Genomic DNA, 13,226 nt, shown 5'->3' with positions numbered 1-13,226 from the left:
CGCGCGACTCGGGCATGCGGACGTAGGCGGACGCCGACTCTGCGGTGCGCCAGGCCTGTTGGACCTGGCCGCAGGTCAGTCCCAGTGCGCCGGCGATCCGCCTCGGACTCCAGCCGCGCCTGCGCAGGAACCACACGTACGCCGGGCGCTGGCGTGGGTGTGGATCGATCCGCCGGCCTCCGTTCGCCAGGAACGCGGCGAGCTCGGAGCTGATCGCGCCGAGGGTGGCGGCGACCCGCAGCAGCTCCCGGCGTTCGCGGACGTTGAGGCCGCCCCAGATCCCGGTGCTCTCCGCGTTGAGCAGCGCTTCGCGCAGGCAGTCCTCGACCACGGGGCAGCCGGCGCACAACCGCTTGGCGGCCGCCTCCCGTTCGTCGTCCGTGCCTCCGGCGGGCGGAAAGAAGGTCTCGGGGTCGGCATCACGGCAGGCCGCGCGCTCCACCCAGGGGTCGTTGTCCGCACGGTGGTGCGCCGGTGCGTGCATGGCGGTCGGCCCTTCCTCGGTGTGGGCGTGGACGGTTCGCACAGACCGAGAATAAACTCAACAAACGATGATTTCAATGCTTGTTGATATCCGTGTCCGGAGGGTGCGCGCCAAGGCCCGGGATGTGGGCGAAAGTTGAAGGCGCGACGGTCTTCCGGTGGATTCCACGCTTGTTGAAATAGGGGCTTGCTGGCACCAACTCCGCTGGCGTACGGTCACGTTGGCTTCACCCGCCGGGCCCGCCGCACGGGGCCTCGGGCAGCGCAGACGGACGTGCCCAGGGCCCTGCCCGGACACCCCCACCGTTCGCGGCGCGCTCGCACGGCGGTGAGCCCAGGAACCACGCTCTTGATCGTCACGCGCCATCGAGCTCGACGTACTTTCATCCGCGCTGTACGGCGCTCCCAACGGGGGGAGCACGATCAGACACCTGGGGGTGTTTCGCGTGCGCAGACTTCCTTGGCGAGAGCTGTCGAAGCTACCGGCGGTCGTCACCGGACTCGGGTGACCCGGGGTGGTGCTTCGCCGTTCGAAGCGGGCTCGTTCTCAGTTCGCACCTGTCCGAGAGCTCTTGGAGGTCCCATGTCCGTCGTCAGCGCACCCGTCGTCGCCTTGCCCCGCTACCAGGTGACCACCGATGAACTGCTTGACTGGATCACGGAGTTGTACCCGGATCACCCCGGTCTTGCCGACGCTCTGCGTGTCATCCGGTCCACCACCGTACGCACGCGTTGGTACACCCGCCCGCTGGAGCAGCAGTTCCTCCCCGCCCCCTCGTTGGCGGAGCGGACGCGTACGCATCTGCTGGACAGCCTGGAACTGGCGGAGAAAGCCGCACTCGGGGCGCTCTTCGAAGCGGGACTGGCCGCCGCCGACATCGACGGTCTGGTCGTCCTCAGCGCCACCGGGCACACGATGCCGGGGCTCGACGTGATCCTGATGGAGAGGCTCGGCCTGCCTCCCTCGGTCCGTCGCATACCGGTCAGCCAAGTGGGCTGCGCGGGAGGGGTGTTCGCTCTCGCCCGTGCCATGGAGATGGCGGCTGCCCGCCCGCAGTCCACGATCCTCGTGGTCTGCTCCGACGTGTTCAGCCACTACATGCACCGGGGTGACGCCGCCCTGGACGGCATGATCCTCAAGGGGCTGTTCGGCGACGCGGCCGGCGCCTGTGTGGTGCGCGCCGAGTCGCACGGGCCCCGTATGGAGCTCACCGACTCCTGGGAGTACGTCCATCCCCACAGTCATCACATGGTCGGCACTCATCTGGACGGCGACGGATTGCACGCCCACAACTCGCCGGGTCTGCGGCACACGATCGAGGGCGGGATGTCGCGTCTGCTGGAGTGGCTGGAGCGCATCGCGCCGCCCGGTACGGATCCCGCGCCGCGCTTCGTGGTCTCGCACACCGGAGGCCCCAGGATCCTGGACGCCGTCGTCAGCGGCCTCGGCTGCGCCCCCGAGATGGTGGACCTCGCCCGTGACTCGCTGCGGGAGGTCGGCAATGTGGGGTCGGTCTCCGTCCTCGACGTCCTGGAGCGGACCTTCGCCAAGTCGCCCGCCGACGGCGATCACGGCCTGCTGTTCTCGGCGGGCCCGGGTGTGTCCCTGATCGGCGTGCGGGCCGTCTGGCGCCCGTGGGACTGACGAGGAAGGTGCGTGGCGCGGTGCAAGGGCCACGCTCGCACAGTGGTTGAGCCGGCGGCTCCGGTCCGGGGCCACCGGCTTTCGCGTGCCTGGCGGTCCGCCGGGCACACCGCTCCTGCTCGCCTGGTGGTCCGCCGGGCACACCGCTCCCGCTCGCCCGGCGGACCGCCGGGCGGACGGGGTCAGTCCTTCGTCTGCGTCCTGCGGGGTTCCAGGTCGGTCGACAGGCGCATCTCCAGCGACGGGACGACCCAGGCGAGGAACTCCTCGAAGTCCATCTCGGCCAGCGGGTGGACCTTGAGCACATAGCGCATGAGAGCGAGACCGATCAGATGGCTCGACGCCAGGGTGGCGCGGGTCTCGGCGTCCGGGCGGTCCTTGTACCCGGAGGTCGCCGCCCACTTCTTGGTGCTTTCCTCCACACGGGCGCGGAGTGTCTCGGAAGTGGCACTGTCCGCGAGGCCGGCCCGGTAGATGGCGGTCATGCCGTAACGGGTCTCCTCGCTCTCCCAGAACTCCAGATAGGTGCGGGCGAGCCAGGAGGCCTCCGACGTGCCGTCGCCGACCATGGACGGAGGCAACTGGTCGAAGATGGAGGCGACGCTGAGCGGCGAGTTGACCGCGGCGTCGAACACCCCCTCCTTGTTGTCGAAGAAGTGGTGCACCAGCGCCGGATCCACCTGGGCGTCCTCCGCGATCGCGCGGATGGTCGTCCTGGCGTAGCCGCGCTCGGCGAAGAGGTGGAGCGCCGACTCCAGGATCTGTTCTCTCGTACCGCTGTCCCCGGGGCGACGTCCGCTGCGCGCACGCACCGGACGCGGCTTCTTCGCAGCGGGGGAGGCAGCCCGCCGAGGGGAGCCGGGCTTACGGGCGGGGGTGGGCGAACCGTCTGCACGCGTGGATGTCATGGGATCACTGCACTTCGGGGGTTCCGTGAGCGGGTAATTCACTGTGTAGTGAAAAGTATCCTATCAGTCGGTTCCCCGTGATTCCATCCACAGGTGGCACTCGGCAACTCCGTGGTGGCATCCGACCGTTGGTGCGGAATTCGACTCCCCGTCGGGTCCTTTTCACCGTGAGGCGCGGTTACGGCGTGGCGTCGCTCCCGAGCAGAGTCTGCCGCAGTCCGGGCGTGATCGTCGCCATCACCGTCTCCAGGTCCGCCGCGGCGACGGCGTCCACCTGTATGAGGTGTCGTACGAAGGCTACGCCGCCCAGCTGCGCGCCGAAGAGCGCGGTCCGCAACTCGGCGTCCTCGCTCGGCAGCTCGCCGTCGACCTGACCGTTCAGGGTCTTGGAGATGCGGTCGCGCAACACCTCGGAGGCCTCCTTGTCGGACAGTGCGACCCGGTACAGCTCGACCATCGGCGAGTCCTCCTCGTTGGGCTCCCACAGTGCCAGATAGGTGCGGGCGAGGCGTATGGGCAGGTCCTCGTCGACACCCTCGGTCACCGCAGGGCGGAGTATTCCGGCCACCTTCACGGTCCGCTCTATCAGGGCGCCGAAGACCGCGGCCTTGTCGGGCAGCAGCTGACGGGCGAACTCCTCCGTCAGACCGGCCGTCGAGGCCAGGTCCGCGAAGTCGGTCCGCCGGTAGCCGAGTTGGGTGAAGAGGGTGCGGCCCGCGGAGATCAGGGCCTGCGTCGCCTCGGCCCGGGTCTCGGCCGCGGCCCCTGCGCTGGTGACGGTCATAACTGCAACTCCCGTTGGTGTGAGGCATGTTGACCGGTGTGCGACGGGTGCGGCGTCGCACCCGTCGCTCGATTAATTCATACTTCAGTGAACTCTTTCGGTGTTGAATTTGTCAAGCCGCTCTGCGATGATTTCAACGCCTGGTGAGTTAAGTCGTGGCTCGCCGCTGCCCGAGGAGGAATCGTGCAGTCCATCGGCATCATCGGAGTGGGCTCCTACCTGCCCGAGGCCATCATCAGCAACGCGGAGATCGGGCACGGCGCCGGCGTGACCGACGAGTGGATCGTCCGCAAGACCGGAATCCGCGAGCGCCGCCGCGCCGCCCCGCACGAGGCCACTTCGGACCTCGCCGTCGCGGCGGCCCAGCGCGCCCTGCAGAGCGCCGGTCTGACGGCAGATCAACTCGCGTACGTGGTGGTCGCCACGTCCACCCCCGACCATCCGCAACCGGCCACGGCCGCCCTCGTCCAGCACCGCATCGGGGCCCGCCACGCGGCGGCCTTCGACGTCAACGCGGTGTGCAGCGGCTTCGTCTACGCCCTCAAGACGGTGCAGAAGCTGCTGAGCGGTGCCGCCGTCGGCGAACCCCGGTACGGCCTCGTCATCGGCGCCGACATCTACTCCCGCATCCTCGACTACAGCGACCGCCGCACGGCCGCCCTCTTCGGGGACGGCGCCGGGGCGACGGTCCTCGGCCCGGTCGCTCCCGGCCTCGGCCTGCGCGAGATCTCCCTGGTCTCCAGGGGTGACGCGCACCGTCTGATCGAGGTCACCGCGGGAGGCAGCCGCCGCCCGCCCTCGCCGCAGACGTTGGCCGACGGTGACCACTACTTCCGCATGGACGGCAGGGGCGTACGCGACTTCGTCACCCGCAGCCTCCCGTACGAGATCGACCGGCTGCTGCGCCGGGCCGCCGTCCCCGCCGACGCCGTACAGCACTTCGTCCCGCACCAGGCCAACGGCATCATGCTCGCCGAACTCTGGCCCGACCTCGGCCTGCACCGCGCCGCCCTCCACCTCACCCTGGAGCGCTACGCCAACACCGGCGCCGCCTCGGTCCCGATCACCCTCGCCGAGATGAACCGCAGGCGCGCGGCCGCGCCCGGCGACCTGGTCGTGCTCGCCGCGTTCGGCGGCGGGATGAGCCTCGGCATCGCGCTGCTGAACTGGTCGATGGACACGCGCGAGGGCGCCGGCGCACTCGGCGCGCACCCCGCGGTCCCACACCTCCTCACGGCCGGCGACCGCGTCGGCCCGCTGGCGCCATGACCGCCGAGGACGCGGCCGCCCCCGACATCAGGGCACGGGTCGCCCAACTGCACGGGCTCCGCGAGCAAGTCCGCCGGGGGCCGGACGAGAAGGCGACGGCATCCCAGCACGCCAAGGGCAAGCTCACCGCCCACGAACGCATAGCACTCCTCCTCGACGAAGGCTCCTTCAACGAGGTGGAGCCCCTGCGTCGCCACCGCGCCACGGGATTCGGCCTCGAGGACCGCAGGCCGCACACGGACGGCGTGATCACCGGCTGGGGCACGGTCCACGGCCGTACCGTCTTCGTCTACGCCCATGACTTCCGCATTTTCGGCGGCGCCCTCGGCGAGGCCCACGCGGAGAAGATCCACCGCATCATGGACCGCGCGATCGCCGCCGGTGCCCCGCTCGTCTCGCTCAACGACGGCGCGGGCGCCCGGATCCAGGAGGGCGTCACCGCGCTCTCCGGCTACGGCGGAATCTTCCGCCGCAACGCCCGCGCCTCCGGAGTGATCCCGCAGATCAGCGTGATGCTGGGCCCGTGCGCGGGCGGTGCGGCCTACAGCCCCGCCCTCACGGACTTCGTGTTCATGGTCCGCGAGACCTCGCAGATGTTCATCACCGGCCCCGACGTGGTGCAGACGGTCACCGGGGAGAAGGTGACACTGGGCGGCCTGGGCGGTGCGGACGTACACGCCGAGGTGTCGGGCGTGGCGCACTTCGCCTACGACGACGAGGAAACCTGCCTCGAAGAGGTCCGCTACCTCCTCTCGCTCCTCCCGCAGAACAACCGCGAGACCGCCCCGGCCGAGCTCTCCGAGGACCCCCCGGACCGCCCCTGCGACCCGCTCCTCGACCTCGTTCCCGCCGGCGGCCACCGCCCGTACGACATGCGACGCGTCATCGAGGAGATCGTCGACGACAACGAATACCTGGAGATCCACGAACGCTGGGCGGCCAACGTGATCGTCGCGCTGGCCCGCCTCGGCGGCCAGGTGGTCGGCATCGTCGCCAACCAGCCCCTGGTCCTGGCCGGCGTCCTCGACATCGACGCCAGCGAGAAGGCGGCCCGCTTCGTCCAGATGTGCGACGCGTTCAACATCCCGCTGGTCACCCTGGTCGACGTGCCCGGCTTCCTGCCCGGCGTCGACCAGGAGCACAACGGCATCATCCGCCGGGGTGCGAAACTCCTCTACGCCTACTGCAACGCCACCGTCCCCCGGATCTCTCTGATCCTGCGCAAGGCCTACGGCGGGGCGTACATCGTCATGGATTCCCGCTCCGTCGGCGCCGACCTCTCCTACGCCTGGCCCTCCAACGAGATCGCCGTCATGGGAGCCGAGGGCGCCGCCAACGTGATCTTCCGCCGCCGCATCCGGTCGGCCGACGACCCCGAGGCCACCCGCCGCCAGCTCGTCAAGGAGTACAAGGCCGAGCTGATGCACCCGTACTACGCCGCCGAACGCGGCCTGCTCGACGACGTCATCGATCCGGCGGAGACCCGCCGGGTCCTCGTCGAATCCCTGCGGATGCTGCGCACGAAGCACGCCGACCTGGCGGCCCGCAAACACGGCAACCCGCCTCAATAGACCTGAAGGATCACTATGACCACAGCCACCGAAGCAGCCCCGCCGCTGGTCCGCGTCGTCAAGGGCGGCGAGATCCCCGCCGAGGAACTGGCGGCCCTGACCGCGGTCCTGCTGGCCCGAGCCGCAACGGCCACCGAGGAATCGACACCCACGACCGTGGTACCGCTCTGGGATCGTCCCGTGCGCACCACCCCCTACCGCTCCCCCCTGAGCTGGCGCAACTGACCATCGACACAAGGCCGGCGCCCGTTGCTCCCAAGGCAACGGGCGCCGTCACGTCGTACAAGGGCGTATCAGAGGTCGGCCAGCGCAGCCCGCATCGAAGGGGCGACAAGATCGGCCAGGGCCTGCACGGACAACTCGGCGATCGGCTGCAGACGCAGCAAATACCGGGCGAACGCCACTCCCAACAGCTGGGCGGCGACCAGCCCACTCCCCGCAGCCGCGCGGTCGGCCCCCAGCACCCCCTTCAGGCTGCTCGTCAACTGCTCGTGCAGCACGCCGCGCAGCCGCTCCGCCGCCCGCTCATTGGTCGCAGCCGACCGCAGCAGCAGCCGCAGCGACCCCTCGGCCGCATCCTGCTCCCACGGAGCCAGGAAATGGGAAATGAGCGCATGCGGCAGCCGCTCCACGGACGTCCCCGTCAGATCGGGCAGCCCCAGATCGACATCGAGCGCGGCCTCGAACAGCTGCTCCTTGTTCCCGAAGTACCGCATGACCATCGAGGGATCTATGGCCGCGGTCGAGGCGATGGCCCGTATGGTCGCCCGCTGATACCCGTCCGCCGCGAAATGCACCCGGGCGGCATACAGAATCGCCTCACGCGTGCGCAACGACCGGGACGTCACACGCTGCTCCACAACGCCCCTCCTTCCCCTCATGAGGACGCAAGTGAGCCTCCAAGAGTTTTTCGCCCCCTCCGCCCCTGCCCGTCCCGTACCTGGGGCTCCGCCCCAGACCCCCATCGACCTGAACGGCCTCGTCCTCAAAAGCCGAAGGTCGCCTTCAGCCACCCGCAGTTGCCTACGCATCCGCAGCCAGGACGCGCGCCCCCACCACCCGCAGCAGCGAACGCACGGGAGGGGCCGTGCCGGTACATCGAATGCCCGTCGCTTACGTCCGGATCTGGAATCGGCTCCAGATAGGGCACCGTCTGATCCGCCGGCGACGGGCGGATGTACCGGCACGGCACCGACCCACCACCGACGGGCCGGCGGCTCACGCCTGCTCGATGGACGCGGGCTCCTGCTCGACAGCCACGGCCGTCCCCGGCACCACGCCCACCGCACCGTCCGCCTCCTCGGCGACCCGCTGCGGAGCCGGCCCCTCCACCCCGCACCACTGACGCAGCGCGAGCCGCACCCGCTCCTCCCGCCCGCCCGGGTCCTGGTCACCATCGACCCAGGCCGCGTAACCGTCGGGCCGCACCAACAACGCACCCACACCCGGCAGTTCGGGCACCGTGACACCCACCCGCACCGGACTCACCCGCGACCCCCAGGCCTCGGTGACCTCCGCGCAGGCCCCGTCCTGCCCGAGATCGAGCAGCACGAACCGCCCGTCCCGCATGAGCGAGTACAGCCGCACCGGCGCCGCACCGACCCGAGGCACCGTAAGATCCGGCACCCGCTGCCCGCCCCGCATCGCAAGACCGCGCAGGCCACCCCCGGGCACCCGCGCCGCACGCCCCGCCGCGTACCCGTTCCGCAGCCCCGAGACCGACTCCCCGGCCACCTTGCGGATCCGTCGATACGAGAGCGCCTTCGCCATCGCGATACGACGCAACGCGGTCACGCCCGCGGATGCGGTGGTGGCCACCCGCGTGGCCCGGTCGGTGGCCCGAAGAATCCGCTCCGCCTGGGGCCGCCGCTCCGCCTCGTACGAGTCGAGCAGCCCGACCGGCGCCCACCCCTGCACCTGGGCGGCGAGCTTCCACCCGAGATTCACGGCGTCCTGGATGCCGAGATTGAGCCCCTGTCCGCCGAGCGGCGAATGCAGATGCGCCGCGTCCCCGGCCAGCAGCACCCGTCCGAGCCGGTACTGGTCCGCGATCCGCTGATGGATCTTGAACCGGGCGAGCCACTCGGGATCGTGCGGTCCGGGATCGAATCCCAGCGCCCGGGTGAGCACCTCGCTCAGCTCCTCCAGCGTCACGGGCTCCCGCGTCCACGGCCGGTCCCGGCGCGCCACCGCGATCCGGTACAGCCCGTCGCCGTACGGCACCGACACCATGACGCCGCCCCCGCCGGAGAGGATCAGCACATCGTCCGGCGGCGGCTTGCGCAGCCGTACATCGGCGAGGATCGGCGCGATCCCGTACGTACGACCGCGGAACGCGATCCCGGCGAGTTCCCGTACGACGCTGTGGGCGCCGTCGCAGCCGACGACGAAGTCGGCGCTCTCCTCCCACTCCCCGCTGCCCGATCGCACCTGGAGCGTGACGCCCGAGCCGTCCTGCGCGAGCCCGAACACCTCGGCGTCCCGCTCGATGGTGACCCCGAGGTCGAGGGCCCGTTGCTGCAGCACCTCCTCGGTACGGCTCTGCGGGATGACGTTGAGATAGGGGAACCGGGTGTCGAGTTCGGCGAAGTCGACGCGGGCCCCGCGCGCGGGCACCATCCGGCTGACCGGCCGGCCGAGGGCCACCAGTCCGTCGGCGTGACCGCGCAGATCGAGCACCTCCATGGTCCTGCTGTACAGGCCCATGGCCCGGGACTGCGTGGACGGCGCGAGACGGCGTTCGAGGACCGTGCAGGACACGCCCGCGGCGGCCAGCTCACAGGCCAGGGCGAGACCGGTGGGCCCGGCCCCGACGACGATGACGGACTGTTCAGGAGCGATGGCCACGGATTCCTCCTGGGACGTGGGGCACGGGTGACGACGACAGGGGAGCGGGCGCGGCGAGCGACTGACCGAACCGGGCCGCCCACGCGCCGGCGCCCAGCACCAGCGCCCCGAGCAGCAGCCAGCCCACCGCGCCCCGTTGCACCACGAGGAAGGCGATGACCAGCGGCCCATACGTATTGCGCGCCGCGTTCCCGAGACTGAAGAAGGCCAGATACACCTGCCGCCGGTCCTCAGGCGCCAGGTCGTAGGAGATCGCCCAGGCCCCCGCCTGCTGATACATCTCGGCGAACGCCTGGAACGCGACGGCGCCCAGCAGCAACGCCACGGCGGCGCCCGTGGGCACCGCTCCGGTGACCGCGAGCCCGCAGCAGCAGACGGCGAGCAGCAGACCGCTGCGCCGCAGCGCACGCCCACCGTCCTCGGCGGTCTCGATGCCGCGGGTGGCCCGCACCTGGCAGAGCACCACGACGACCGTATTCAGCACCAGGGTCCAGGCGATGGCCGCGCGTGGCATCCGGTCATGGGCCAGCACCCACAGCGGGACACCGGCCGTCAGGACGGTGACATGCAGGCTCACCACCGAGTTCAGCCCCGTGAGCAGGGCGAAGCGCCGGTCCCGGAAGACACTGATCCGCTGCTTCCACGGCAGCGGTCGCCCGCCATCCGGCGCGGTGTCCGCCGTCGTCCGCAGCCGCGCCACCAGAGCCGCGGCCAAGACGAACGAGAGCGAGTTGGCGTACACGATGCCCACGTACACGCCGTCGCTGTCCGGGACCAGCGCCGCACCGGCCACGAGGCCGCCCAGTGCGAGCCCGAGGTTCTGCAGCGACCGCGCGCGCCCCATGGCCCGGACCCGCTGCTCCTTGCCGACCGCCGTACCGAACAGCCCCTGCACCAGTGGGGAGGCCGCGCGGTCGGCCACCGCGAGCAGCGAGACCACGAGCAGGAACGGCGCGAAGCCCGACACGAACGGGTAGCAGGTGAGCAGCGCGGCCCGGACCAGATGGGCGCCGATCAGCATGCGCCGCGGGCCGACCCGGTCCGCGAGGACCCCGATCGGCACCAGGGACACGAAGGACACCGCACCCGCGACGGAGAGGCCGGTGCCCACTTCACCGCCGCTCAGATGCAGGTATCGGGTGAAGAAGACGACCGACACGGACATGTACAGCCCGCTGCCGAGGGCGTCGATGAACACCGCGACGAGCAGAGCGGCCGCCGCACCGGACAGCGGCCCGCGCCGCGCCCGTTCCGCTGCCTGTGTCATGTCGCCCTCACCCGGTAGGAGTTCAGTAGTAGGTGCGCATCAGCTCGTCCACCCACTCCGGCTGGACGACCTCCTCGCGCGGTCCGAACTGCCGCAGATACGGCTTGATGTCGAGCACGGGGGTGCCGTCGACGGCGTCCAGCCCCATGACATGGAGATCGAGCCCGTCCGTCTTGACCAGCCGGCAGCGGGAGACCCCGATGCGGTTGGGGCGGTTCTTGCCGCGCTGGGCGAAGATGCCGGCGAGCGGCCAGTCCGGGTTGTTGCGCGGATGGCGGGCGCCTTCCTGCACCTTGTCCAGTGGCACCCGGTGGAAGTGGAAGACGACTTCGAGGTGGGAGAAGGCGTCCAGGGAGAGCAGTGCGTCCGTGGTGAACCGCTCGGCGTCCAGCCGGATGACGGAGGCCACCTCGCCCCAGTTGTCGTCGATGAGTTCACGCCGCTCGTTGTGCACATGGGCGATCGGCACCAGGTCCGTGATCGCGTCACCGGTCATGTCAGTCCCTCCGTCTGTGCCGGCCAGGGCCGTCCCTGCGGCATCCCCGTCCAGAGACCACACCTGATCCCGGACGAGCAACTCACCCGCGACGGCGCGCTGCACCGTCAGATAGACCTCCTCGCGGGGTACGCCGAGAAGATCACCGAGGCGGTCCTGGAGCAGCCGCAGCAGCTGACGCACCTGGGACTTGCTGTAGGTCTCCTTGCACACGACGAAGCCGACCGGAGCCGGGGCGGCCTCGCCCTCGTGCCACTCGGGCCGGTGGAAGGTGTCGGGTGCCAGCCGCTGCCACCACAGCCAGCAGTGGCCGCGCGGAATCCCGAGCAGCGCGGTCACGGAATCGGCCAGCTCTCCGAGTACGGCCGCTCCGGGGCTGGGGGCGGGCGAGAAGAGCCTGATCACCGGCATGTCAGCGCACCCCGCCGAGCGGCTTGACGCCGATCACCATGCAGGTGCGCACGGGAATGCGGAACTCGTCGCCGTCCTGGCGGATCCCGAGCGCCTCACGGTACGCCGCGGGCGCCTCGGCGAGCCGTGCCCGAATCGCCCGCTCCGCCTCGGCGCCGGACGAGGCGATCTCGCACCAGCGCCTGATGGGCACCCCGGTACGGCTCTCGGACTGCGAGCCCCTGGCCACCGGGACGTTGAGCCCGGCGTCCTGCAGAAAGCCGATCCACTCCGTGAGGGTGTAGCTGCGCTGGTGCGTCGGATCGTGCAGCATCTCCAACTCGTGGTTCAGCGCGTCGATGTCGGGGTCCTCGTGCCCCTCCAGGTCGATGACGGCGAGCCGTCCGCCGGGGCGCAGCAGCCGGGCCATCTCTCCCACCGCCGTCGGCATGTCACGGAAGTGGTGCGGGGCCAGACGGGACACCACCAGGTCGAAGGAGGCGTCGGGGAAGGGGAGTTCCTCGGCGTACGCCTCCGCCGTCTCGACGGTGACACCGCGTTCGGCGGCGAGCTTGTGGACGGACGCCAGCATGTTGGGTGCGGGATCCACGGCGACGAGACGGGCCGGCAGTTCGTCGGCGAACGACAGCGCCAAGTGGCCCGCACCGCAGGCGACATCGCAGATCTCGCTGCCCGTCTGCGGGCCGAGCGTCTCGTGCAGTGCCTCCATGGTGGGGCTGGACCGGTGCACCTCGCTGGTCGCGAAGTTTTCGGCGATCTTGTCGAATCGCTGGCTGGAGAGCATGTCCTGCGCCGCCTTCTTCCTCTTCTACGTCTACTGACGAACCGTCATTGAGCCGTGCTCATCAGGGATGTGAGCGCGGGGAGCGGGTCACTGGAGGGGCCCGGGCCGCACGGGTGGAGGGTGTGCCCGAGCCCTTCGAGCAGATGTACGCGGACCTCGAAAGAGCGCCGGCCGACCAGCCGACTCGCCGACCAGTGGCCGTACATGTCCGGGGCGAACACGGCGGGCGGCAGATTCTGGTCGTCCGAGTCGGCCATGTATCCGACGAGGTCGAGGCTGCCGTAGACCAGATCGATCGAGGAGACGAGGGAGTTGATGAAGACGTCCTCCTCGACCACCGTGCCGACCAGCACCACCCGGTCCGCCTGTCGGGGCTCACCGCGGCGCAGCAGCCGCAGCAGGGCCTGCCCGCCCAGCGAGAACCCCAGCAGGAGGAGTGGTTGGACCAGCAAGTGGGCGTGTGCGTCCAGGAGTTGGGAGAGTCGTGCGGCCCGTACGCCTTGATCGTCCGCCGTGGACGGCGAGTTCGGATCGTGGCCGGGCATGTCGCAGGTGAGCACTTGTGCGCCCCCGGCCACGAGCCGCTCGGTCAGTTCGTCGAGAAGGCGGTCGTCGCGGCCCTGCCCGTCCAGGATGGAGACGGTGCCGGGCGCGGCGAGCAGCACGGTGGCGTGTGCCGGTTCCGCCGGGAAGGACCGGCGCATGCGGTACCGCGCGCCGTCCGGGTCCTTGCGCCACTGCGTGCGCTGGTGCACGTTCAT

At 70.4% G+C, this 13,226-nt stretch carries 12 protein-coding genes and 1 pseudogene; 4 read left to right on the top strand and 9 right to left on the bottom strand.

Annotation, left to right across the window (positions count from 1 at the left end):
• Nucleotides 1–229 precede the first annotated feature (229 nt).
• Nucleotides 230–484: pseudogene (locus tag IEY95_RS49820) on the bottom strand (WhiB family transcriptional regulator); the annotation flags it as partial.
• Nucleotides 485–1,066: 582 nt separating this feature from the next.
• On the opposite strand from IEY95_RS49820, the gene IEY95_RS44575 reads away from it, so the two are divergent.
• On the top strand, nt 1,067–2,128 hold the full coding sequence (locus tag IEY95_RS44575) for a beta-ketoacyl-[acyl-carrier-protein] synthase family protein (protein ID WP_189192018.1): 1,062 nt from the start codon (nt 1,067–1,069) through the stop codon (nt 2,126–2,128).
• 182 nt (nt 2,129–2,310) lie between these two features.
• Here the strand turns inward: IEY95_RS44575 and IEY95_RS44570 are convergent, their stop codons facing one another.
• Both IEY95_RS44570 and IEY95_RS44565 read right to left on the bottom strand, forming a co-directional pair.
• On the bottom strand, nt 2,311–2,940 hold the full coding sequence (locus tag IEY95_RS44570; RefSeq protein WP_189192017.1) for a TetR/AcrR family transcriptional regulator: 630 nt from the start codon (nt 2,938–2,940) through the stop codon (nt 2,311–2,313).
• Between the two features lie 274 nt (nt 2,941–3,214).
• Nucleotides 3,215–3,820, bottom strand: a complete 606-nt coding sequence (locus IEY95_RS44565) for a TetR/AcrR family transcriptional regulator (RefSeq protein ID WP_189192016.1) — start codon at nt 3,818–3,820, stop codon at nt 3,215–3,217.
• Between the two features lie 183 nt (nt 3,821–4,003).
• On the opposite strand from IEY95_RS44565, the gene IEY95_RS44560 reads away from it, so the two are divergent.
• The 3 genes from IEY95_RS44560 to IEY95_RS44550 are packed head-to-tail and all read left to right on the top strand — an operon-like array spanning nt 4,004 to nt 6,885.
• Nucleotides 4,004–5,089, top strand: coding sequence for a 3-oxoacyl-ACP synthase III family protein (locus tag IEY95_RS44560; RefSeq protein WP_189192015.1), 1,086 nt, complete (start codon nt 4,004–4,006; stop codon nt 5,087–5,089).
• The gene (locus IEY95_RS44555; protein WP_189192014.1) at nt 5,086–6,660 is read left to right on the top strand and encodes an acyl-CoA carboxylase subunit beta; all 1,575 of its coding nucleotides are present in this window, start codon (nt 5,086–5,088) and stop codon (nt 6,658–6,660) included. Before IEY95_RS44560 ends, IEY95_RS44555 begins: the two co-directional genes overlap by 4 nt.
• A gap of 15 nt (nt 6,661–6,675) precedes the next feature.
• Nucleotides 6,676–6,885, top strand: coding sequence for an acyl-CoA carboxylase epsilon subunit (locus IEY95_RS44550; protein WP_189192013.1), 210 nt, complete (start codon nt 6,676–6,678; stop codon nt 6,883–6,885).
• 68 nt (nt 6,886–6,953) lie between these two features.
• Here the strand turns inward: IEY95_RS44550 and IEY95_RS44545 are convergent, their stop codons facing one another.
• The 6 genes from IEY95_RS44545 to IEY95_RS44520 form a co-directional block, all read right to left on the bottom strand.
• Nucleotides 6,954–7,520, bottom strand: coding sequence for a TetR/AcrR family transcriptional regulator (locus tag IEY95_RS44545; protein WP_229703795.1), 567 nt, complete (start codon nt 7,518–7,520; stop codon nt 6,954–6,956).
• Between the two features lie 358 nt (nt 7,521–7,878).
• Complete coding sequence (locus tag IEY95_RS44540; protein WP_189192011.1) at nt 7,879–9,507, bottom strand: FAD-dependent oxidoreductase; 1,629 nt, start codon at nt 9,505–9,507, stop codon at nt 7,879–7,881.
• The gene (locus IEY95_RS44535) at nt 9,491–10,774 is read right to left on the bottom strand and encodes an MFS transporter (RefSeq protein WP_189192010.1); all 1,284 of its coding nucleotides are present in this window, start codon (nt 10,772–10,774) and stop codon (nt 9,491–9,493) included. Before IEY95_RS44535 ends, IEY95_RS44540 begins: the two co-directional genes overlap by 17 nt.
• A 22-nt stretch (nt 10,775–10,796) precedes the next feature.
• Nucleotides 10,797–11,681 (bottom strand): SAM-dependent methyltransferase, encoded by an 885-nt coding sequence (locus IEY95_RS50505; protein ID WP_308429416.1) that lies wholly within the window; start codon nt 11,679–11,681, stop codon nt 10,797–10,799.
• Nucleotide 11,682: 1 nt separating this feature from the next.
• Nucleotides 11,683–12,465 (bottom strand): class I SAM-dependent methyltransferase, encoded by a 783-nt coding sequence (locus tag IEY95_RS44525; protein ID WP_189192009.1) that lies wholly within the window; start codon nt 12,463–12,465, stop codon nt 11,683–11,685.
• A gap of 44 nt (nt 12,466–12,509) precedes the next feature.
• Entirely contained in the window at nt 12,510–13,226 is a 717-nt protein-coding gene (locus tag IEY95_RS44520) for an alpha/beta fold hydrolase (protein ID WP_189192008.1), read from the bottom strand.

Source organism: Streptomyces albiflavescens, from assembly GCF_014645835.1.
Taxonomy (GTDB): Bacteria; Actinomycetota; Actinomycetes; order Streptomycetales; family Streptomycetaceae; genus Streptomyces; species Streptomyces albiflavescens.
This window is presented reverse-complemented; position numbering and strand designations above follow the sequence as displayed.